Genomic DNA, 23,744 nt, shown 5'->3' on the forward strand with positions numbered 1-23,744 from the left:
TAGTTCTAGGATGAGGTGTTCTAATTCCAAGGTAGTATAATCCTATCATGACAAGGGTCTAAGCAACTTCTGTGAATATGTTTTCCAATCAATATGTGGTGGGAAAGTCCAAATAATGGTCCGTTAGTCTCCATAATCGCGTGGAGGGAAGGAAACGGCAAACTGTCGTGGTAACAAAGGGAAGACGAGACCCCGCAGGCACGAGGAGGCTCGGCTATACTATGGAGGTTCTACTAAAACCGCCACATCATGTGGCAACGTAGAACTACCCCACGTCGTGTGGGGCAACAACAGGCTTGCCGTTTCACTGACCGCAACAAACTCCTCAACAGCAACGGACTCCTCTCATTATTATCTCGAAACCAAGTGTTCCACAAACGGGGGCTATTGTTGAACAAAGAAATACAAAAAAACAAGCTCAGATTAGCTCTGAGCTTGTTTGTGTGATTCTACTTATTCAAATATTCAATGACACCTTTAGCAATGCCCTTCGTAATTTTCTCCTGAAAGCTCTTCGTTTGAACCGTTTTCCCCTCTTGAGGATTCGATAAAAAACCTAGTTCTAACAATAAAGCAGGCTGTCGATTTTCACGAATAACATGATAATCACCAAATCGTGCTTCGCGATTGTGGAGAGCCGTTGATTGAATCATTGCTCTCTGAACAGTTTGAGCAAAGTCGCGATCGCGCTTGTGATAATAATACGTTCCAATCCCAGACACACTAGGGGATTGAGGGAAACTATTATAGTGAAGGCTTAAAAATGCATCTGCACCCTTCACATTAGACATTGTAGCTCGAGAGCTTAAGGATATATACGTATCATCCGTACGCGTTAAAATGACATTTGCACCGGCTAATCGAAGGCGTTCTGCTAATCGGTTAGCTGTTTTAATCGTTAACTTCTTCTCATAAAAACCGTCATGACCAATAGTTCCAACATCTCTCCCGCCATGACCAGCATCAATAACGATTGTTTTATTTTTTAACGTTTGGTTTTTCTGAGACATTTGTTTGATATCTGTTTGACTGTTTGCTACGATCCAGTCCGCAACATAAGCCGTTTTATTATTGTATTCAATTTCATACCATTTGTTTTTATGGCTTTTAACTACAAATTGATCGCCCATAGATGCTCGTCCAACAATAGCTGTATCTGTTCCTGGGCCTTTTCGGATGTTCGTAGCATTGTAGAGTAGGGTGATCCATTGTTTACTATTTGATTCAGTAACCGCCCCTCTTTCTACTAGCCAGTTAGCTACCCAACCTATTTGGCCGTTATCAAGTTTGATTTGATACCAAGCTTCTTTTTCTTGAAGGAAAGAAAGTTTATCTCCCTGTTTTACTTGAGCAATGACCTGACTCCCCAAGTTACCTTCACTACGTACATTGAGAATAGGTGTTTCCACCGTAACGGTACCTTTGGCTTGGGCTGTAGATGGGTTGTCATTGTTATTGTCTTCTTGTGTTGAAGCTGGTGCGGATTTCTTAATAAATTGTGAAGCTACCCATCCTTGATTGTTTTGATATGTAATGTTTGACCAATTTTCTTTTTCAGAGGTCACTGTAACTTTAGTACCTTTGTCTAGTTGGTCAATGACTTCAGCTGTTAAAGATGGTTCTCCACGCACATTTAAGTTGTTTACCTGGACCGTTTTTTCCTCAGCTTTTTGCTCATCGGATGAAGCTGAGGCTGTTGTCGTAACACTTACATAGTCTTGATGTACCCAACCTTGTTCATCTTCATAATTAATTCGGATCCACTTTCCTTGTTCACCTGATTTCGTATAGGATGTTCCTTTGTTCATATGACCTAAAATGTCATGAGATGTACCTGGTCCTGAGCGAATTCGAAGGCGGTCAACATCAGAAGTTACTTTATCAACTGAACTCGTGCCCTTTAGGTCAACTAGCCATTTTGCTACCCAGCCTTTTGTAGAATCCATTTGAATTTGTACCCAGTTCCCTTTTTGTTGTATGACAGGATAAGATTCTCCTTCATGAACTTGAGTAACCTGTTCATGTGATAAGCCAGGTCCTCCTCGAACATTTAAAGGCTCCACCTTAATGACCGCTGTACTCTCTGCTGAAATATCACTGCTCATTATGAAAAAAGAACCTATGATAAGAAAAAAGAGGAGCGTGGTGCGTTTTTTAAGTGTCAATGTCGTATTCCTCCTATTTTTTTAATCTAATTTAAGTAATCTGTCGCTACAAAAAACCGCCCTTACATTTCTAACATACTCATTGAGTAATTTTCCACTTTCGACAAAAAGTCCAATTATCCTCTTTTTTTACGTAAAAAAATCAAAGTTTAGGGAAAAATGAGTAGAAAGACTGAAGGGAGTTTTGATAGTGAGAGAAGGTCATAAGCAACAATCCTTTAATCGAACGAATAAAGATATATTCGGTGTGAACTTTCATGACTTTATCGAAAAAGATCCACACTTATCACGTATGGAAATGGCACAAGAATTTGGGGTATCTTTGAATGACGTTAAAAAATTAAAAGAAAGTCTGAATCGTGCTTGACATTCCATATATACGGGATTATGATAGTAATCAACTCATAAAGTATCTTGAATGAACGAAAATCCATATACGAACCAAAGAGGGAAAGAGTAATAAAGAATCACTTGGCCAGAGAGGGAATGCCACAGGCTGGAAGCATTCCTGCAGCGTATCTTTATGAAAGACATTCCTTAGGTTCCTCATCGAACAGTTAAGCTTAGCTTAGTAGGTGTAGGACGTAGCAGGCGTTAACTGTTTAAGCGGAAGCCTTTGCTTCAATTAGGGTGGCAACGCGGGAACTCAACTCCCGTCCCTATTCGGTCAATGATCGAATATGGGACGGGAGTTTTTATATTATTCAAACAATTTTTAGATAAAATTAGCTCTTTTAGGAGGATGAACATGAGTTTTAAATTACCTCGTGGTACCCAGGATATTTTGCCTGGTGAAGTAGAGAAGTGGCAATATGTTGAATCAGTCTTATCCGATTTATGTCGTCGTTATCATTATAAAGAGATCCGTACACCGATTTTTGAACATACAGAATTGTTTCAAAGAGGTGTAGGGGATTCGACAGATATTGTTCAAAAGGAAATGTACACATTTGAAGATCGCGGAGGTCGTAGTCTGACCCTTCGTCCTGAAGGGACAGCTTCCGTAGTACGTTCTTATGTGCAAAATAAACTTTACGGACTTCCAAATCAGCCAACAAAGTTATTCTATTTTGGACCGATGTTCCGTTATGAGCGTCCACAACAAGGTCGTACAAGACAGTTTGTTCAATTTGGAATTGAAGCTTTAGGAAGTGAAGATCCTGGTATTGATGCTGAAGTTATTGCGCTTGCTATGAACTCCTATCAAGAACTAGGCTTACGTTCATTAAAGCTCGTCTTAAACAGTCTGGGTGATAAGGAAAGTAGAGAAAATCACCGTCAAGCATTAATTGAGCACTTTAAACCTCATAAAGATGAGCTTTGTAACGATTGTCAATCTCGTTTAGAGCAAAACCCAATGCGTGTGCTTGATTGTAAAAAGGATCGTGATCATCCTGCAATGAAGGACGCACCATCTATTTTAGAATATCTAAATGATTACTCTCGTGAGTATTTCGAACAAGTTAAAGCTTATTTAGATCAACTAGGTATTCCATATGAAATTGATTCCAATCTTGTCCGTGGCTTAGATTATTACAATCACACTGCTTTCGAAATCATGAGTGAAGCAGAAGGATTTGGCGCTATCACAACATTAAGTGGTGGAGGGCGCTACAACGGGCTTGTAGAGGAAATTGGTGGCCCTGAATCACCTGGAATTGGTTTTGCTTTAAGTATTGAACGTTTACTTATGGCTTTAGAAGCTGAAGGAGTAGTGCTTCCAATTGAAGAGCAATTAGATTGTTATATAGTCGCACTTGGTGATGAAGCGAAAAAAGAAGCTGCTGGTATTGTGTATCAGCTGCGTAAAGCTGGTATTCAGGTAGATAAGGATTACGGACAGAAGAAGATTAAATCTCAATTTAAAGCAGCAGATCGCCTGCAATCCAAGTACGTTCTTGTGTTAGGTGAAGATGAACTTGCGAATAAGCAAATCAATGTGAAGCGAATGGCAACAGGAGAACAAGAAACGATTGACATAGCTGACGTCGTTGAATATATGAAGAAGGAATTTAAGGGGGAGTAAATCATGAGCGGGCATCGTCAATTAAGCGGTCAAATCCGTGAAACACATGTAGGAGAGAAAGTACACTTAAAAGGTTGGGTACAAAAGCGTCGTGACTTAGGTGGCTTAATCTTTATTGATTTAAGAGACCGTTCTGGAGTGGTTCAAGTTGTATTTAATCCAGAAAGATCATCTGAAGCGTTAGCGACAGCTGATAAAGTACGTAGCGAATATGTGATCGAAGTTGCAGGGGATGTTGTAGCACGTGACGAAGGTGCTGTAAACGAAAACCTCGCAACAGGTCGAGTAGAGGTAATGGCAGACTCCATTTCGATCTTAAATAAATCGAAAAACCCTCCATTCCAACCTCAAGATGACTTAGATGTCGCTGAAGAATTACGTCTTAAGTATCGTTACTTAGACTTGCGACGTAACCCAATGCAAGAAACATTTAAATTACGTCATAAGGCAACACAGTCTATTCGTAACTTCCTTAATGACGATGATTTCCTTGAGATGGAAACCCCGATGCTAACAAAGAGTACCCCAGAGGGTGCGCGTGACTATCTTGTACCAAGCCGTGTACATGAAGGAGATTTTTATGCACTACCACAATCTCCACAGATCTTTAAACAGCTGATCATGATGTCTGGTTTTGAGAAGTACTACCAGATTGCACGTTGCTTCCGTGACGAAGACCTTCGTGCAGACCGTCAGCCTGAATTTACACAGGTCGATATCGAGACGTCCTTCATGTCTAAAGACGAAATCATGGATATGACTGAACGTATGATGAAGAGAGTTATGAAAGATGTAAAAGATATTGAATTACCAACACCATTTCCTCGTATGAAATATGATGAGGCGATGGAACGTTACGGTTCTGACAAGCCTGATACACGCTTCGGCTTAGAACTTGTTAATGTATCTGATGTTGTAAAAGCTTCTGAATTTAAAGTATTTAAAGGTGCTGTAGAATCAGGGGGAAGCGTCAGTGCGATTAACGTAAAAGGGAAAGCAAGCGAATTTTCTCGTAAAGATATTGATAAGCTTACTGAATTTGTGAAAATCTATGATGCTAAAGGTTTAGCTTGGGTGAAAGAAAATGAAGGTGAACTTCAAGGGCCAATTGCTAAATTCCTTGAAGATGAAGTAGCAGCAGGCTTACGTGAGGCTCTTGAAATTGAAGAAGGAGACCTAATCCTTTTCGTTGCTGATAAGACATCTGTTGTTCATGAGAGTCTTGGTTCACTTCGTCAAAAGCTTGGTAGAGAGCTTGGTCTTATTGATGAAAGTCAGTTCAATTTCTTATGGGTAACGGACTGGCCATTATTTGAATACGATGAGGATTTAGATCGCTATTTTGCTGCTCACCATCCATTTACAATGCCAGAGCGTGAAGACATTGATAAAATGTCAGATCAACCTGGAGAGACGAAAGCTCAAGCATACGACCTTGTATTAAATGGATATGAATTAGGCGGCGGAAGCCTTCGTATTTACGAAAAGGAACTTCAAGACAAAATGTTTGAAGTACTTGGTTTCTCTGAAGAGGAAGCAAAGGATCAATTCGGTTTCCTACTAGAGGCTTTAGAATATGGTGCTCCTCCACATGGCGGAATTGCGTTAGGTCTAGACCGTTTCACAATGATCTTAGCAGGTCGTACAAACTTACGCGACACCATTTTGTTCCCGAAAACAGCGTCAGCTTCAGACTTGTTAACACAAGCACCGGATTCTGTAAGTGAGGAACAATTGAAGGAACTTCACCTTGAATTGAATGAAAAAGCTAAGGAAAATCAGAAAAATAAGTAGAAAAATTTACTGATTATTAATCCTTGATAAGAAAAAGTAGGTATGCTACTATACAAGTACAACATTAAAGAAATCAATCCTGATGTGTTCGTCAGCCAACAAATCGTTTTGACCGAACATTTTTGAATACGGGAGCTTGAGTTTCTATATGGCGCACAAGCCTCATTTGCTTCAGAGGACTTGCAAAATATAGAGCAGGGCACCCACCTGCCGAGAGCGGGTTCAAAACATTGGGTTAATGACGGCACGATTGGGATTGATTCATGTACATAACTGAGCAGACCTTAAGGAGAGCCTTAAGGTCTTTTTTATACTTTAAATACATAAATCTAATTGTTTATCTTTAAAAAAGCAAAGGAATACTAAAATAGACAACTAAACACGTTACAAGGGGTGTACATAAATGCTTCATCAGTTTTCTAGAAATGAATTAGCTATTGGGAAACAAGGGTTAGATTTAATGAAAGGCGCTACTGTTGCTGTTTTAGGTATTGGTGGTGTTGGTTCATTTAGTGTCGAGGCTCTTGCTCGTAGTGGAGTTGGAAAAATCATCTTAATCGATAAAGATGATGTGGATATTACCAATATCAATCGACAAATTCACTCTCTTCTTTCTACAGTAGGACAATCTAAGGTTGATCTAATGGCAGACCGTGTACTTGATATTAATCCAGAATGTGAAGTCGTTCGATTAAAAATGTTCTATACTGAGGAAACGTATGAAGAGCTTTTCCAATATCAACCTGATTATGTACTTGATGCAAGTGACACAATCTCTTACAAGATTCATTTAATAAAAGAATGTTTACATCGTGATATTCCGATTATTTCTAGCATGGGTGCTGCCAATAAGATGGATCCAACCCAATTCGAAATCGCTGATATTTTTGATACAAGTTATGACCCAATCGCACGTGTTATTCGCACGCGTCTTCGTAAAGAAGGATACAAAAAAGGTATTCCAGTGGTATATTCCAAAGAAAAACCTATTCGTATTCGTGAGGACGTAAGACAAGAAGTAGCTCCTGATAACGCTGAGATTCGTAAAGCAGAAATGCCGCCATCTTCGAATGCATTTGTACCATCTGTGGCAGGCTTAATAATGGCGAGTCATGTTGTTCAAGAAATTTTAAAACCGATTTCTATTGAACGCTACTAACGGGATCGCAAAGCATTTTTGCTTTGCGATTTTATCATTCAATAAGAGAGGAGGATAAGAAGTGGGGAACATTTATCATGTAAAACAACATTGGTTAGGAAGAGTAAGAGCATCAGATCCGGGGCGGAAAAGGTTACAAAAGGCTGGGAAAGCAACACTAAGTCTAATATTTTCGGTTTTTACTATGCTCTTTATTTTACACATTGCTGGTTTCGAGCAAATCACACCGGCGATTGTTGCTGGGATGGTCGGATTAGTCAGCATTATGGTTGTAATGGACGAGACAACTCAAGAGAAAAAAGTAACCACACTTCTTATGTCACTCTCTGCAATATTGGGGATCACACTTGGGTCATTAGCTTCTGTGAATCCATATTATGTAGGTGTGCTGATGATCAGCGTGATCTTTAGTGCATTTTTCTTTTCTCAATTTAGGGTAAGATATTTTTCGTTTGGCATGATTGGCTTCTTTACAGTCTATATATCTTCATTTTTGAAACTGAATATTGTTGAATTGCCTTGGTTTTACTTAGGTATAGCTTTAGGGATTATGTATGCTTATCTTTTTAACTTTCTTGTTTTTAAAGACTCAGCCACAATCTTAAAGCGTGGTATGCGTTCCTTTCATATACAGGCGAACTTAACGTTTAATATGATGATTACCATTATCCAACAACCTAATATAAGCGAAAAAAGAAAGAATCGATTGGAGAAGAATATTAAAATTCTCCGTGCTTATGCTCGAAATGTTTCAGAAGACTTAGACCAACAGGATGTCAAAGAAATTTGGCCAGGTCTTAAAGCTTCTCAGTTACGTTTGTATGTGTTTGATACTGCGATGTTAGTTGAGACATTAGGAGATTCAATTAATAAGCTGAAAAATCAAGATGCACTAGAAACCCAGGAATTAAGAAGATTGCTTTTGTGGATTGTTCGCTCTCTTAGAGAGGCAGAGGTTTTAGCAACGGATTATGACCCACAAAACTTAGAGGAAGCTGAAAAAGCTGTACAGGCTCTTCGTTTAGCACTTAATGAATTTCTTGATAATAGAGAAGAACCACAGAAGTGGCTTTATTTAATTCGTAGAATCGAATCTATTGTAAACCATGTAATCGAAGGGGCTACGCGAATTCAACATTCACTTCATAAATGGGATGGAGAAATAGAAGAGCCTGACTCTACAGAAGAGAACGAAGATGAAGAAGTATCTGAAGAAGAAGGGATGAACGCTGCGACGAAAAAGGCTATTCAAGCACTTGTCGCCTGTTCGTTGTCTATTGTATTAGGGTACATCATTTCACCTATTCAACCTTATTGGATCGTACTTACTTCTTTTATTGTTTTACTGGGAACAGAGTCTGTTGGACGAACCTATATAAAAGGAATGGAACGTTCTATAGGAACTGTAATTGGGGCAGTTTTCGGGTTTATGTTAGCTAATCTTGTATCTGGTAGGGCCGCATTAGAGATTACGTTATTGTTCATTGTTGTATTTTTTGCCTTTTACCTTTTAACTGTTTCATACACGTCAACTAGTCTATTTATTACAATGTTGATTGCTTTCTTGTATGATATCCTACTTGGTGGTATTTCTATCGAATTATTAGGTGCTCGTGTGATTGATACCATTGTTGGATCAGCGTTAGCACTTGGAGCAGCAGCATTCATTTTACCGACCAAAACCAAAGATAAAGTGTCCGAAGGCTTTTCATTATACTTAGAAGAGTTACAAAGTTATTTGTTGAAATACGTGAAGCGGTTCCGTGAAGATACAGATGTTAAGGGCCTTTCTTCTCTAGCATTTTCGATGGATCAACAGCTTCAAACGATTAGAGTGGATGCACAATCTTTAGTGGAAAGACCTTCGTTTCTTCGGTATGCAAACTTATCCCGCTATATAACGGTTTTTACTGCTATTCATTACTATGCTCAGCATTTAGTGGCCTCATCTTATCAGAAAAATTTTGAATCTGTTGATGAATTGGAAGACGTCTTTATAAGTATGGAAGAAAAGTTACAGAACAATACGGATACACTAAGTAAACTTATGCAAGGTGAAGAACGTAGTGGTATTGTTTATACGTTATTTGATGAACGAGAAAAGGTCGAGCGTGTTGCTCCGAGCAGATGGACAGCGAAACGAGACCTCATTCATCACTTATATTACATCTGGAAAATTAATCAATCGATCGTTGTGTTAGCTGAAGGATTAGGTGCTGACGTACAAGATCATAAAGAAAAATCCTATCACGACTCGTGATAGGATTTTTCTTATTGGATTTATGCCTGACGTGCTACTTGTTCCAAGTTTCCGTTTTTCTCCATGCGGAACGCTTTAGCTGCATTTGATTGATCTTCATCATCAAATACAATCATTTTACGAGCTCGGTCCATGATTTGCATCAGAACTTGGTAATCTTCTTGTACCATGTTGTATTTTTGGTCCATTTGTTGAACTTGCTTCTGTAACTTTTCATTTTCTTGTCGTAGAACATGATTTTCTTGTTCTAGTTGACTAAGTTTTGATTTTGATTGATTTGAAGCATTATATTGTTGCTTTAGTTGACGCATATATTTGATAACTTGCTCAAAAGAGACAGGCTCTTCTTCTTGATAAGTGACTTGCTCTTGTTTCTCTTCCATAGGTTGTTCCTGGAGAACCTCTTGTTCTTCTTGAGGCTCCCACTGTAATTGAGGTTGTTGTTGGAAAACAGGAAGTTCAGTAGATTCTTGTTCAGTTGAAGCATTAGCAGTCAAAGCTGCAGGTACTTCTTTTGTTTTTTGTTGACCAGCCATAGCTCGTTTCTTTTCTTTTCTCTGACGCTTAGCGATATCAATTGCTTGAATGTAACGATTACGCACTTCTGCATTCCATCGGAACCCACAAGCTGCTGAAGTTCTATTTAACTGATCCCCAACCTCATCAAATGCTTTTAATTGAGTGCTTCCCTCCCGAATATGACGAAGCACTGTTTCCGCTAATAATAGATCATCCTCGTGTGACCATGCATCTTGTCTTACTTTTACCATAAATAACTCCACTCCTTTTTTCGTCAACCAAATGTTCATTTAATAGAAAGTGTTCAACAAAAAACATCGTACCTTAGCTGTTTTACTTAGGATTGAACACCATCTACTAGAACTAGTTTGGTAATTTTATTTGTATTGTTGACGAATTGGAGGGTTTTATACCTAAAACATATTATTTTTTTCTGCTTTGTATGGATTCAAAGACTTGACTTAAGCCTTTTTCAAATTTTCCAGTCTTTTTAGGTGAATAGTAGATCGCATCTTTGATAGAATCTGGAAGGTATTGCTGATCGACCCAAGCACTTTCATAATTGTGGGGATATTTATAGTCAATTCCACGCCCTAGTTTTTCTGCCCCTTTATAATGAGAGTCTTTAAGGTGAGCAGGAACATCTCCACTTCTTCCCTGACGAATGTCATGAAGTGCCTCATCTAATGCTTTATATGCTGAATTTGATTTAGGGGAAAGGCAAAGTTCAACGATCGCATTGGCAAGTGGAATTCTTGCTTCAGGAAAACCTAAACGTTCAGCAGCTTCTACAGCATGAAGAGCTCTTGGACCAGCCTGCGGATTTGCAAGACCAATATCTTCATAGGCAGTGACAATCATTCTTCTAGCGATGCTATCTAAATCTCCTGCTTCAATAAGTCTTCCCAAATAATGAAGAGCGGCATTTACATCGCTACCGCGAATGGATTTTTGAAAAGCAGAAAGAACATCATAATGGGCATCTCCGTCTTTATCATGTGAGAAACTTTTCTTTTGCATACATTGTTCTGCTACATTTAAATCAATAAGAATTACACCTTCATTGTTTTCAGGTGTAGAGAAAGCTGCTAGCTCTAATCCATTTAGAGCAGCGCGTAAATCACCGTTTGAAGATAGTGCAAAATGTTCCATCGCATCATCTGTTAATTCAATATTGTATTCACCAAGCCCGTTTTCCTGATCATCAATTGCTCGATGGATCGCATTTTTTACATCTTTTTGTTCTAGGCGCTCTACTTCAAACAAATGACAACGACTTCGTATAGCAGGGTTAATAGAATGATATGGGTTGCTTGTAGTACAGCCAATTAGAGTGATTAGGTTAGATTCTACATGAGGGAGCAAAAAGTCTTGTTTTGCTTTATCAAGGCGGTGAACCTCGTCTAGAATGAGGACGAGCTGGCCTGACATTTTGGCTTCCTCAACTACAATCTCCATATCTTTCTTTTTATCTACAACAGCGTTTAACATTTTAAAACGTAATTGTAAGCTTTTGGCTAATGCCATGGCCATAGATGTTTTTCCGGTTCCAGGTGGTCCGAAAAGAATCATAGAAGCTAATCGATTTGCTTCAACCATTCTTCGGATCATTTTTCCTTCACCTACAAGATGGTCTTGTCCAATGATGTCATCTATATGTTTTGGGCGCATACGAAATGCTAATGGTTGTTGACTCACGTCGATCGCTCCTTCATGTGTAGCGGGATTTTGCTATAGATGTTTAGTTCCACGCCCCTCATTACTTAACGGGCGCTTCCACTTTTCTTTTTACAATAAAGATCAAGTTGTTAAAATGCAAGAGACTTGCCATTCGTGCTATAATAGTAATGTTTGCTTAAGAACGAAATTGAAAGCACAAATAACACCTAGAGTAGGAAAGGACAATGTTTATGGTAAAACAATCAAAAATGATAGGACAGGATGCCAAACGTATGAAGGATAGAGAGTTATTCATGCGTTGGTCGTTTTTTGTTATTGGTCTTATTATTTTAGCTCTAGGCATTTCACTAACGATTAAAGCTGATATGTTAGGTATAGGCCCATGGGATGTATTTCATGTGGGATTATACGAGCAGTTTGGATTAACAGTGGGTACTTGGTCCATTATAGCTGGTATTACGATTGTAACGATAACCTCCATTTATCAACGATCATTGCCTCAAATTGGCACGATTTTAAATATGCTATTAATTGGTATCTTTATAGATGTGTTTTTATATGTTCTCCCTGAACCTGAAGGGATCTTAATGAATATCATTATATTTGTTGTAGGTGTTACAGTCCTAGCCTATGGGATTGGAATTTATGTAGCACCTAATCTAGGAGCTGGTCCAAGAGACAGCTTAATGCTTGTGATTCGAGATGTTACAGGCTGGAAAGTAAGCTGGGTACGCAACGGGATAGAAGTGATTGTATTTCTATTAGGTTGGATGCTAGGTGGTCCAGTTGGTATTGGGACAGTTTTCATTGCTTTCTTTTTAGGAACAGTTGTTGGCTATTCATTACCCCAAATGCAACAATTGCTACAATATATGATTAAACGAGGTGAATTGAATGAAAATATCAACCAAGGGACGGTACGGACTGACTATCATGATTGCTCTAGCGAAAAAGTACGGTGATGGCCCAATCTCATTAAAATCTATTGCCAGAGAAAATCAATTATCAGAGCACTATTTAGAGCAGCTCATTGCTCCACTTCGAAATGCTGGACTTGTAAAAAGTGTACGAGGAGCGTATGGTGGCTATATGTTAACACGGGACCCTGCTGAAATCACTTCAGGAGATGTTATTCGTGTGTTAGAGGGACCGATAAGCCCTGTTGAAGGAATAGAAGATGAAGAACCTGCTAAACAAGCTTTATGGATAAGAATTCGAGATGCAGTGAAAGATGTTTTAGATACAACAACGCTTTATGATTTAGCTCAACACCATGAAGATGATGAGCATGATGCTTACATGTTCTATATTTAGAAAGCAAAGTTAATTCATTATGAAAAAGTGAGGGAGATCTCATGAAGTCCATTTATTTTGATCATGCGGCAACTACTCCAATGAGGCAAGAAGTAATTGACGCAATGATCCCGGTCTTCCAGGATGTTTTTGGAAATCCATCTAGTGTACATTCTTATGGAAGAAAAGCTAGAAAACTGCTAGATGATGCAAGAAAAACGGTTGCCCAAAGTATACAGGCAAACGAAAAGGATATCACGTTTACAAGCGGTGGTACGGAAGCAGATAACCTAGCTCTGATTGGTGCTGCTCGAGCAAACCAACACCTAGGTAAGCATATCATCACAACCAAAATTGAACATCACGCCGTATTACATGCAGCTGAACAACTTGAAAAAGAGGGCTTCGAAGTAACGTACCTTTCTGTAAATGAATCAGGATCAGTTTCTGTAGAAGATTTGAAGGCTGCGTTACGAGAAGATACGATTCTTGTATCCGTGATGTATGTCAATAACGAAACAGGCACCATTCAACCTGTTGCAGAAATAGGGGCATTATTAGAAGAACATCAAGCTTTACTGCATACGGATGCTGTACAAGCTTATGGGACGATTCCTATCGATGTCCATGCATTAAATGTTGATATGTTAACCGTTTCTTCTCATAAGGTAAGCGGTCCTAAGGGAGTCGGAGCGTTGTATGCAAAAGAGAAAATCTCTTTAGACGCTATGCAGCATGGAGGAGAACAAGAACGCAAGAGACGACCTGGTACAGAAAATACTGCTGCTGTTCATGGCTTTGCCAAAGCGGTTGAACTGATGCAAGAAGATCAGAAAGAACGATTAACGTCATATAGACAATTTAAACAATTATTTGTACGAACTCTTAAAGAGAGTGGTATTGAATTTAGTCAAAATGGTGGGCGAATTAATGTTCCTTCCATCATTAATATTAGTTTTCCAGGTACGAATGTTGAACAACTCTTAACGAATTTTGACTTATCTGGCGTAGCAGCCTCAAGTGGTTCTGCATGTACGGCAGGGTCTGTTGAACCATCTCACGTTTTAAGTGCGATGTATGGTGAAGGTGATGAACGTACGGTAAACTCTGTTCGATTTAGTTTTGGCTTAGCGAATACTGGAGAAAATGTTCAAGAGGGAGCGCAAAAAGTCGCTCAAATCGTTGAACGCTTAACGAAGACAACCTAAGGCGGTGACAAACATGAAAGATCCAAAAGATACACGCGTTGTCATTGGAATGTCAGGTGGAGTTGATTCATCTGTCGCAGCCTTGTTATTGAAAGAGCAAGGTTATGATGTCGTTGGTATTTTCATGAAAAACTGGGACGACACTGACGAAAATGGCGTGTGTACAGCAACAGAAGATTATGACGATGTGGTACGAGTATGTAACCAACTCGACATCCCCTATTATGCAGTGAATTTCGAGAAGCAATATTGGGATAAAGTGTTTACGTACTTCTTAGATGAATATAAAGCAGGACGTACACCAAATCCGGACGTAATGTGTAATAAAGAAATTAAATTTAAAGCATTTCTTGATCATGCAATGTCTCTAGGGGCAGATTACCTTGCGACAGGTCACTACGCGCAAGTTCGTCAAAATGGAGACAAATACGAAATGCTACGTGGGAAAGACAATAGTAAGGACCAAACGTACTTCCTAAATCAGCTTTCACAAGATGTATTATCTAAAGTCATGTTCCCGCTTGGGCATTTAGATAAAAGTCGTGTGCGGGAAATTGCTAAAGAAAATGACTTAGCAACAGCTACGAAAAAAGACTCCACAGGTATTTGCTTTATTGGAGAGCGTAACTTTAAGGAATTCTTAAGTGAGTATCTTCCTGCACAACCAGGTAATATGGAAACACTTGAAGGTGAAGTGAAAGGTAAACACGATGGTCTGATGTATTACACTTTAGGACAACGTCAAGGTCTTGGTATAGGTGGACCAGGTGAGCCTTGGTTTGTTGTAGGAAAGAATGTGAAAGACAATATTTTATATGTCGATCAAGGCTATCATAATGATTACCTTTATTCAGATGGTCTTGAAGCTTCTGACCTTAATTGGACATCTGGTGAAGCGCCGACAGAACCATTCACATGTACAGCAAAATTCCGTTATCGCCAAGAGGATAGTGCAGTAACGGTGACGCCACTTGAGGACGGACGTGTCAAAGTAGATTTTCATGAGCCTGAGCGTGCCATTACCCCTGGACAGGCTGTTGTATTTTATGACGGAGAATTATGTTTAGGCGGCGGTACGATTAATGGTATCGTTAAAAATAATGAGTATTTAACTTATGTAGGTTAAGATCCCTGACTCCATTGAGTTGGGGATTCTTTCAATTTGTTTTAAATCACAGAGGATCGTTATGAGGAGGAACTTATGATGGATGCATTAAATCAAGGAATTCAATACATGCAAGAACAAAAATATGAAGAAGCAGCACAATCATTTACACAAGCCATTGAAGAAAACCCAGAAGACCCGTTAGGTTATGTTAATTTTGGAAATCTCCTTCTTCACATGAACGACTTAGAACGTGCAGAACGCTTCTTTCAAAAGGCAATTGAGAAGGACCCAGAAACAGCAACAGCTCATTACGGTCTAGGTAATGTGTATTACGAGCAGCAAAAATATGAACAAGCTCAAGAACCTTTCCAACAAGCAATTAAAAAAGGGTTAGAAGAAAGCGATGCTTACTACATGCTTGGATTGAGCTTTTTATACCAAGAGCAATTTAAATTAGCTATGCCTTACTTACAACGTGCAGCTGAATTATCTCCAGAAGATGCAGATGTTCACTTCCAATATGGTCTTTGCTTAGCTCAAGTAGGTTTACTAGATGAGGCGACGCAAACCTTCCATAATGTGCTAGAATTAAATGACCAGCATAGTGATGCTCATTACAACTTAGGAGTTTCTCACCTTTTTAAAGAAGAGCCTTATAACGCATTGGAGCATTTTGATAAAGCAATTGAAATTCAGTCTGATCACATGTTAGCCATGCATGCTAAAGGACAAGTAGAAGAAATGTTGAATTCTAATAAAGAGAAAGAGTAATTTGTTCTAGTATAGGTGTTTTTGAACAACGTTATAAAGGGAGTTACGAATCATGGCAATGGAAGAGCAATTAGAAGGACAATTAGATACTGAACGTGGCTTTATCAAAGGTGAATCCCTTCGTATGATTTACCATAATGATGAAGAACACTTTTCCATTGCACTCATTCGTATCGAGGAAACGAATGAGTCGATTGAAGATAGTGAAGTCGTTGTAAAAGGCCATTTTTCTCCTTTAGATAAAGGAGAAATGTACATTTTTTATGGGGATGTAAAGGATCACCCGAAATTTGGTGAGCAATACCAGGTGAATCATTACCAAAAAGATATCCCCACATCTAAAGAAGGTATTGTCTTATACCTATCTAGCGACTTATTTTACGGAATTGGAAAAACAACAGCTGAGCGTATTGTAGCAACGTTAGGTGACCGTGCTATCCAACGAATATTACAAGATCCTTCAGCTCTTGATGATGTTCCATACTTAAAGCGTGATAAAGCGGATCAACTTGTAGCGGATCTACGTAAACATCAAGGGTTTGAGCATGTTGTCATTGCGCTGTCGGAGTATGGGTTCGGCCTGCAAATGGCACAAAAGATATATGAGGCTTATCAAGATAGAGCATTAGAGGTTCTTCAGGACAATCCTTATCAGTTTGTTTTTGATATTGATGGATTTGGCTTTAAAAGGGCAGATGAAATTGCCTCTAAACATCAAATAAGTATGGACCATCCCACTCGTATTCAGGCTGCTTGTCTCTATGCCTTGAATCAGTGGGTACAACAAGGTCATGTTTATGCTCCTTCTGATCGGTTTGCGGAAGAAGTATTAGCTGTTTTAAATGATGAAGAGGGGATGATATCCAATGATATTATTTCCCGAGAAATGAAACAGCTAGCTGATGAAGAGAAAATCATATTGGAAGAGGGCAATCTTTACTTACCCTCTCTATACTATGCAGAATCAGGCTTTGTTCAGCAACTTCATCGAGTGATGTTGAATGAAGTAGAGGAAGAATATACACAAGCGGAACTGATGAAAATTGTAGGTGAGATCGAGGATGAAGAAGATCTCAGTTATGGGAAAGAGCAATTTGAAGCGATAGAAAAAGCTCTTAACTCAAATATTATGATTTTGACAGGTGGTCCGGGTACTGGAAAAACCACCGTTATTAAAGGCATAATTACCGCCTACGCCAAAATGAATCGAAAGTCATTAAAGCCTGCAGATTATGATCAAGATGAGCCCTATCCTTTCTTACTTACAGCTCCAACAGGCCGTGCTGCAAAACGCATGAATGAATCTACTGGTATTCCTGCGGTAACCATACACCGTCTTTTAGGTTGGACTGGAGGAGAAGCTTTTGAACGAGACCACAATAATCCTCTGGCGGGAAAAATACTTATTATAGATGAGTTTTCCATGGTGGATATATGGCTTGCTAATCAGTTGTTCAGAGCCATTCCAGAAGGCATGCAAGTGCTCTTAGTTGGGGATGATGATCAGCTTCCTTCTGTAGGACCAGGACAAGTTTTATCGGATTTAATTTCTTCTGAGAAGATCCCAGCCGTTCAGTTACAGGAAGTGTACCGCCAAAAAGAGGGCTCGAAGATTATTCAACTAGCCCATGATATGAAACGAGGGACTTGTAATCGTCAGTCCTTGACGAAGGCGAATGACTTTAATTTCATTTCATGTCCAGAACCACAAGTGTTACCCGTAATTGAAAAAGTGTACGCTAAAGCAATGGAGAAAGGGCATAATCTTAAAGATATTCAAATCTTAGCCCCCATGTATCGTTCCAAAATTGGGATCCATTCGTTAAATCATGATATTCAGCAATTGGCGAATCCACCTTCGAGACAGAAAAGAGAAATTCAGTTAAAGGATTTAACATATCGAACTGGGGATAAAGTGATTCAGCTTATCAATCAGCCTGAATCTGGTGTTTATAACGGAGATATTGGTGAAATTGTAGCCATTTACAAAGAAGATGAAACACAGGAGCAGAAGGAAAAACTGACCGTTTCATTTGAAGGGAAAGAAGTTGAATATCTTCGAAAAGATTTAACCCAAATCACCCATGCTTACTGCACATCGATCCATAAATCTCAAGGAAGTGAATTCCCGATTGTTATTCTCCCAGTAGTACGCGGTTTTTCTCGTATGCTTCGTCGAAACTTATTGTACACTGCTGTTACAAGGAGTAAGCAGTCGTTAATTATTTGTGGAGATGAAGAAGCATTTATACGAGGGGTAAATACAGTGGACACCAATCAGCGCTACACAACTCTTCAAGAAAGATTGCAGGAACTACTGGATCGGCCTGAAGAAGACGAGCAGGATGATGAGGAAGAACTTTCCCCTTATGACTTTATGTAATGGACACATACTAAAGGTGTTCACATCGTACATGTGAACCTACCATTGGGTGCCATCCCTTTTACTCAAGGTGTATGAACTAGCAAAAATTTGGCAATAATGACATTCAAAAGCGATCGGCAGTAAACCGATAAGGAGTGTCATATGTATGCATTGCCCAAATTGTAAAAGAAAAGATATTGGAAAGATTGGAAATAACCAATATTATTGCTGGACATGTTTCATTGAACTCTCTGTAGCAGAGGGGAAGGTACATGTACACCAAGTAGAAGAGGATGGTTCCCTGAGCTCTCTGGATGATCTGTTTGGAGAACATGAGCAAACAGCCCAATGGTAAATCCATTTATGGGTGGTGAAGCGGATGAATCGTACACTAACATCTCTTGCAGCAATCGGAGCAAGTGCTGCATTCCTTTCAAGAGGAAGAAGAAAAAGAGGACGTAGAGGATTCTCCGATTTGTTTTCTCAAAAATCGATGAAACGAATCCGTAAGAGAGTAAACAAAGCTTTTCGTTAAGTAATGGTTGAATTTTACGCATGTGGTTCAGTTAGCTGAACTGCATGCGTTTTTTGTTTTCGGTTTATCAGTTTAATGGCAGTAATATTGAATAAGCTAGTGCGTGGTGGTTCCGTTGCTTTTATGCAGAGCGGCGGGCTGTGGAACGGGTTGCTTTCCTGCGGACGAAGCGCCGAGCCTCCTCATTCGCAAGCTCTCTGCGGGGTCTCGTCACTCCGTTCTTCCGCTGGAGTCAACCCGTTCCACAGCCCACCTTGGCCGAATGGTGTATAACGAAACCGCAGCTATCGTGCGGTTTTCTGATTAAAAATATGTAGTTAAATTCTATATGCACCAAAGTGATCTAAAGCCTTATATGTAGAGGGTTTTAGGATCTGAAATACAGTTTCCTTAAGAATGAAGTTAAAAGATCTCAGCTATGGGTCCGTTAATCTACATACCAGCAAAGGGGTGAGGGAAACGGCAAACTCCCGCGGTAGAAAGGGCGGACGAGATCCCGCAGAGAGCTTGCGAACGAGGAAGCTCGGCCGGTCTTCCGCAGGAGTATTGCCGTTTCACCGATCCCCTTACTCTCACAAAAGCAACGGACCTCCTTAGTACTTTATCTCGATTCCAAGTCTTCAAGATAAGGGGCTTTAATTGAGCAAGTAGCTTCCTCTCCATAATAAGAATTACGTCTCTCTCACATAATTAACGCGATTTTGTTCAAAATAAAAACAAAATTCACCAGAAGAGGGCGGAGTAATTTTGAACAACCTAGAGACAACGAAGCGTTGGATATATCGGGGTGTCCTTGTTCTCCTGGTATTATTGATTATATTTTTACTCATGAAGTTATTTCCGTTTTATCGCTCATTTCTTCAAGTCTTATTTCAATTAATGATTCCGTTTGTCATAGCATTATTTATAGCATATTTATTGCACCCGGTTGTCGAAGGATTACATGAGAGACATGTTCCACGATGGGCAGCTATCTTAATTATTTATATTTTATTTTTTGGAGGAGTAGGCTATGGGTTGTATCGTGCTTACCCAGTCTTCTTAAGCCAGCTTAAAGATTTCAGTCAAAGCTTGCCAGGGTTTGTAGATACGTATCGGGAGTGGATATACAGTTTATATGAACGTACATCCTTCTTACCGGAGCGTGTACATGATCGCATGGATCACATTCTAGAAAACGTGGAAAAGTTTGGAGAAGACTTTATCACTTCTCTTGGCACAAGACTAACAGGATTATTTGATGTGTTTATTATTGTGGCTGTAATCCCTGTACTCGTTTTCTATATGCTAAAAGATTTCCCTGTTATGAAAAATATTCTCTGGAATCTTACGCCTTCTAAGTATCGAGAGGAAGGAAAAGAAGTCTTAACTGAAATAGATGAAAGTTTAGGTGGATACATACGCGGGCAGTTGCTTGTTTGCCTCTTCGTTGGTGTTATATCTATGTTACTCCTTTGGTTAATCGGCATGAAATATCCATTGCTTTTAGGTGGAATCATGGGAATTACGAATATTATTCCTTACTTTGGTCCGATCATTGGGGCAGTGCCTGCAGTGATATTAGCTTTTACCATTTCGACTAAAATGGTGCTTTTTGTGATTATAACAGTGTTTGTGGTACAGCTGATCGAGAGTAATTTGTTATCACCTTTCATCGTAGGTAAGAGTCTGCATATCCATCCAATTTTGATTATTTTTGCGTTACTATTGGGAGGAGAAATTGCAGGAGTGATTGGTATGATTGTTGCAGTTCCGGTATTAACAATTGTTCGTGTATTGATTCATCACATCAAACCATTACAACGAGAGCGTTGACATTTGGTGTAGAGTTGACTATAATTTTGGCATATCCTAACGCTTTTAAACGAATACAGTAATACAAAGAAGGATCGAGTATGTGACAGACCATCTTTACAGAGAGGAATTCTCAGAGGCTGGAAAGAATTCTAGGTGAAGGGTCACAGAACGCTAGTCCGGAGTGCGGTTTTTAAAACATCGCCGGGTTTCGCCCCGTTATAGCGGAACGAAGAGAATGCTCTTCATGAAGTGATGAACCTTTCGTTTAAGGTTCATAATCAGGGTGGTACCGCGGATTCCAACTCTCGTCCCTGCAGATAATGCAGGACGGGAGTTTTTTTAATGGTTAATTTTAATTACTTACATTTTTAAAAATATAGGAGGATCAATCATGAAATCACTTAACTCAGCGCAAGTACGACAAATGTTTCTCGATTTCTTTAAAGAAAAAGGGCACAGTGTAGAGCCTAGTGCCTCACTCGTTCCTCATGAGGACCCAACACTTCTTTGGATTAACAGTGGTGTTGCAACACTGAAAAAGTATTTTGACGGTCGTGTCATTCCAGATAACCCACGAATCGTGAATGCTCAAAAATCGATCCGTACCAATGACATTGAAAACGTTGGAAAGACAGCACGTCACCATACGTTTTTCGAAATGCTAGGAAACTTCTCCATTGGTGATTACTTCAAGGAAGAATCCATCAAATGGGGGTGGGAGTTCTTAACAAGCTCAGATTGGTTAGATCTAGATGAAGAGCGTTTAAGTGTCACCGTACACCCAGAAGATGATGAAGCACTAAAGATTTGGCGTGACCAAGTGGGTGTTCCAGAAGAGCGTATTATTCGTTTAGAGGAAAATTTCTGGGACATTGGTGAAGGGCCAAGTGGACCAAATACCGAGATCTTCTATGATCGTGGTGAGTCTTATGGGAATGACTTGAATGATCCGGAACTCTACCCTGGTGGTGAGAATGAGCGTTATTTAGAAATCTGGAACCTAGTATTTTCACAGTTCAACCACAACCCAGATGATACTTACACACCATTACCTAAGAAAAACATTGATACAGGGATGGGGTTAGAGCGTATTCTTTCCGTTATGCAAGATACCCCAACGAACTTTGAAACAGATCTATTTATGCCAATAATCAAGCACACTGAACAGCTTGCTGATACCGAATATAATGTATCTGAAGAAAAAGATGTTGCATTTAAAGTAATTGCTGACCATATGCGTACTGTTTCTTTCGCAATTGGTGATGGAGCATTGCCATCCAACGAAGGCCGTGGATATGTTCTGCGTCGTTTATTAAGAAGAGCTGTCCGCTTTGCGAAACAGATTGGCATTCATGAGCCATTTATGTACAAACTCGTACCAGATGTTGCAGAAATTATGTTGGATTTCTACCCAGAAGTTCAAAATAAACAAGATTTCATTCAAAATGTTATTAAAACAGAAGAAGAACGTTTCCACGAAACATTAAACGATGGGTTAGATATTTTAACGAAAATCATTAAGGAAGAATCAGCGAAAGGGAAAAACGTATTCCCAGGCACTGAAGTATTCCGTTTGTATGACACATATGGGTTCCCGAAAGAGCTTACAGAAGAGTATGTTCATGAAGCAGGCTTCACACTAGATGAGGAAGGGTTCCAACAAGAAATGGAACGTCAACGTGAGCGTGCACGTAATGCTCGTCAAAAAGTTGATTCCATGCAGATTCAATCAGGCGTCTTAGGTGAAGTGACAGCTCATAGTGAGTTTGTCGGTTATGAAGACCTTGAAACATATACAAACATCGTTGAACTTATTAAAGACAAGGATTTTGCAAGTGAAGCAAATGAGGGCGACGAAGTGTACTTGTTCTTAGAGAAAACACCTTTCTATGCTGAAAGCGGTGGACAAGTTGGCGACAAAGGTTGGATTCAAACGGAAGAAGCAACACTTGAAGTCCTTGATGTTCAGAGCGCTCCGAATGGTCAAAACTTACACCATGCAATGGTACAAGAGGGAACGATTCGTAAAGGGGAGCAAGTTAAAGCACGAGTTGAACGTGGATCACGCTCACACATTGTGAAAAACCACACGGCAACCCACCTTTTACATCAAGCCTTAAAGGATGTATTAGGCGATCATGTTAACCAGGCTGGTTCTTTAGTTACTCCAGATCGCTTACGTTTTGACTTCTCTCATTTTGGTTCTGTATCAAATGAAGAGCTTCAGCAAATTGAACAAGTCGTGAACGAAAAGGTATGGAATTCAATCCCTGTTGCTATTGACTACCATTCTTTAGAGGAAGCGAAGAACATGGGTGCTATGGCTCTGTTTGGTGAAAAGTATGGAGATGAAGTACGTGTTGTAAAAATGGGTGACTATTCCATTGAGCTATGTGGAGGTTGTCACGTAACCAACACAGCTGAAGTTGGTCTATTTAAGATTATTTCAGAATCAGGCATTGGAGCTGGAACACGACGCATTGAAGCTGTAACAGCAAAAGGCGCTTACGAGTATATGAGCGGGAAGCAAGCTTTACTCAATGAAGCAGCAAGCCTGCTGAAAACAAAGCCTGAAGGTGTACCTGAGCGAATTGAAGGATTGTTCCAAGAGATGAGAGACCTACAACGTGAAAAGGAATCTCTATCAACGAAGTTATCCAATTTAGAAGCATCTTCTATCCTAGACCAAATCGAAGAAGTCGATGGTGTACCATTATTAGCTAAAAAAGTAGATGTATCCGACATGAACGCATTACGCAACATGGTTGATGAATTAAAACAAAAAGTTTCTTCGGGGATTATCCTCTTGGCTTCTGTTAACAATGGTAAAGTACAATTAGCTGCAGGAGTTTCCAAAGACTTAATGGACCAAGGCTATCATGCTGGAAACTTAATTAAAGAAGTGGCTACTCGTTGTGGTGGCGGTGGTGGAGGCCGTCCAGACATGGCTCAAGCTGGCGGTAAAAACCCTGAACAAGTAGACGAAGCACTAGAATATGCAAAAACTTACGTGCAATCCGTTTCTTCTCAAGGCTAAAAAGGTATATAATGAAGACAGCTTGTC

At 39.6% G+C, this 23,744-nt stretch carries 18 protein-coding genes, 1 other RNA gene and 2 other annotated features; of the genes, 16 read left to right on the top strand and 3 right to left on the bottom strand.

The features are described 5' to 3' along the window. Positions 1-449 precede the first annotated feature (449 nt). Positions 450-2,165, bottom strand: coding sequence for an SH3 domain-containing protein (locus H514_RS22855; protein WP_051255104.1), 1,716 nt, complete (start codon positions 2,163-2,165; stop codon positions 450-452). A 190-nt stretch (positions 2,166-2,355) separates the two neighbouring features. On the opposite strand from H514_RS22855, the gene H514_RS24965 reads away from it, so the two are divergent. From H514_RS24965 to H514_RS22860, 6 genes are all read left to right on the top strand, one after another. Continuing rightward, positions 2,356-2,532, top strand: a complete 177-nt coding sequence (locus tag H514_RS24965) for a hypothetical protein (protein WP_169449753.1) — start codon at positions 2,356-2,358, stop codon at positions 2,530-2,532. 68 nt (positions 2,533-2,600) lie between these two features. After that, positions 2,601-2,829 (top strand) — a binding site (T-box leader). An 84-nt stretch (positions 2,830-2,913) separates the two neighbouring features. Further along, on the top strand, positions 2,914-4,191 hold the full coding sequence (gene hisS, locus H514_RS0110010) for a histidine--tRNA ligase (RefSeq protein ID WP_027446847.1): 1,278 nt from the start codon (positions 2,914-2,916) through the stop codon (positions 4,189-4,191). Positions 4,192-4,194: 3 nt separating this feature from the next. Further along, on the top strand, positions 4,195-5,985 hold the full coding sequence (gene aspS / locus H514_RS0110015; RefSeq protein WP_027446848.1) for an aspartate--tRNA ligase: 1,791 nt from the start codon (positions 4,195-4,197) through the stop codon (positions 5,983-5,985). Between the two features lie 73 nt (positions 5,986-6,058). Beyond that, a non-coding RNA gene (gene ssrS, locus H514_RS24320) (6S RNA) lies at positions 6,059-6,246 on the top strand. A gap of 142 nt (positions 6,247-6,388) precedes the next feature. Continuing rightward, positions 6,389-7,144 (top strand): tRNA threonylcarbamoyladenosine dehydratase, encoded by a 756-nt coding sequence (locus tag H514_RS0110020; RefSeq protein ID WP_027446849.1) that lies wholly within the window; start codon positions 6,389-6,391, stop codon positions 7,142-7,144. 61 nt (positions 7,145-7,205) lie between these two features. Further along, positions 7,206-9,404: an FUSC family protein gene (locus H514_RS22860; RefSeq protein WP_231566621.1), complete on the top strand. Its 2,199-nt coding sequence runs from the start codon at positions 7,206-7,208 to the stop codon at positions 9,402-9,404. Between the two features lie 20 nt (positions 9,405-9,424). Here H514_RS22860 and H514_RS0110030 read toward each other — a convergent pair whose 3' ends face one another. Together H514_RS0110030 and H514_RS0110035 are read right to left on the bottom strand one after the other, a co-directional pair. Next, the gene (locus H514_RS0110030; RefSeq protein WP_027446850.1) at positions 9,425-10,174 is read right to left on the bottom strand and encodes an RsfA family transcriptional regulator; all 750 of its coding nucleotides are present in this window, start codon (positions 10,172-10,174) and stop codon (positions 9,425-9,427) included. A gap of 172 nt (positions 10,175-10,346) precedes the next feature. After that, complete coding sequence (locus H514_RS0110035; RefSeq protein WP_027446851.1) at positions 10,347-11,621, bottom strand: replication-associated recombination protein A; 1,275 nt, start codon at positions 11,619-11,621, stop codon at positions 10,347-10,349. A 206-nt stretch (positions 11,622-11,827) separates the two neighbouring features. Here H514_RS0110035 and H514_RS0110040 point away from each other — a divergent pair, with 206 nt between their 5' ends. The 10 genes from H514_RS0110040 (at position 11,828) to alaS (ending at position 23,717) form a co-directional block, all read left to right on the top strand. Continuing rightward, entirely contained in the window at positions 11,828-12,565 is a 738-nt protein-coding gene (locus H514_RS0110040) for a YczE/YyaS/YitT family protein (protein WP_407946842.1), read from the top strand. Further along, complete coding sequence (gene cymR / locus H514_RS0110045) at positions 12,498-12,917, top strand: cysteine metabolism transcriptional regulator CymR (RefSeq protein ID WP_027446853.1); 420 nt, start codon at positions 12,498-12,500, stop codon at positions 12,915-12,917. Before H514_RS0110040 ends, cymR begins: the two co-directional genes overlap by 68 nt. A gap of 41 nt (positions 12,918-12,958) precedes the next feature. Then, on the top strand, positions 12,959-14,104 hold the full coding sequence (locus tag H514_RS0110050; RefSeq protein WP_027446854.1) for a cysteine desulfurase family protein: 1,146 nt from the start codon (positions 12,959-12,961) through the stop codon (positions 14,102-14,104). 13 nt (positions 14,105-14,117) lie between these two features. Further along, complete coding sequence (mnmA, locus tag H514_RS0110055; RefSeq protein WP_027446855.1) at positions 14,118-15,230, top strand: tRNA 2-thiouridine(34) synthase MnmA; 1,113 nt, start codon at positions 14,118-14,120, stop codon at positions 15,228-15,230. Positions 15,231-15,305: 75 nt separating this feature from the next. Continuing rightward, a complete protein-coding gene (locus H514_RS0110060) occupies positions 15,306-15,983 on the top strand; it encodes a tetratricopeptide repeat protein (protein ID WP_027446856.1) in 678 nt (225 codons plus the stop codon). A 52-nt stretch (positions 15,984-16,035) separates the two neighbouring features. Next, positions 16,036-18,366 (top strand): SF1B family DNA helicase RecD2, encoded by a 2,331-nt coding sequence (gene recD2 / locus H514_RS0110065; RefSeq protein ID WP_231566622.1) that lies wholly within the window; start codon positions 16,036-16,038, stop codon positions 18,364-18,366. Between the two features lie 148 nt (positions 18,367-18,514). After that, a complete protein-coding gene (locus tag H514_RS0110070; RefSeq protein WP_036842889.1) occupies positions 18,515-18,703 on the top strand; it encodes a hypothetical protein in 189 nt (62 codons plus the stop codon). A gap of 24 nt (positions 18,704-18,727) precedes the next feature. Further along, the gene (locus tag H514_RS24655) at positions 18,728-18,883 is read left to right on the top strand and encodes a DUF3918 domain-containing protein (RefSeq protein WP_154657361.1); all 156 of its coding nucleotides are present in this window, start codon (positions 18,728-18,730) and stop codon (positions 18,881-18,883) included. Positions 18,884-19,630: 747 nt separating this feature from the next. Further along, positions 19,631-20,698 (top strand): AI-2E family transporter, encoded by a 1,068-nt coding sequence (locus H514_RS0110080; protein ID WP_036842893.1) that lies wholly within the window; start codon positions 19,631-19,633, stop codon positions 20,696-20,698. A 57-nt stretch (positions 20,699-20,755) separates the two neighbouring features. Next, positions 20,756-20,996, top strand: a binding site (T-box leader). Between the two features lie 75 nt (positions 20,997-21,071). After that, the gene (gene alaS / locus H514_RS0110085) at positions 21,072-23,717 is read left to right on the top strand and encodes an alanine--tRNA ligase (protein ID WP_027446860.1); all 2,646 of its coding nucleotides are present in this window, start codon (positions 21,072-21,074) and stop codon (positions 23,715-23,717) included. Positions 23,718-23,744: the final 27 nt, after the last annotated feature.

Origin of the sequence: Pontibacillus marinus BH030004 = DSM 16465 (assembly GCF_000425225.1) — a bacterium.
In the GTDB taxonomy this organism is placed as follows: Bacteria; Bacillota; Bacilli; order Bacillales; family BH030062; genus Pontibacillus; species Pontibacillus marinus.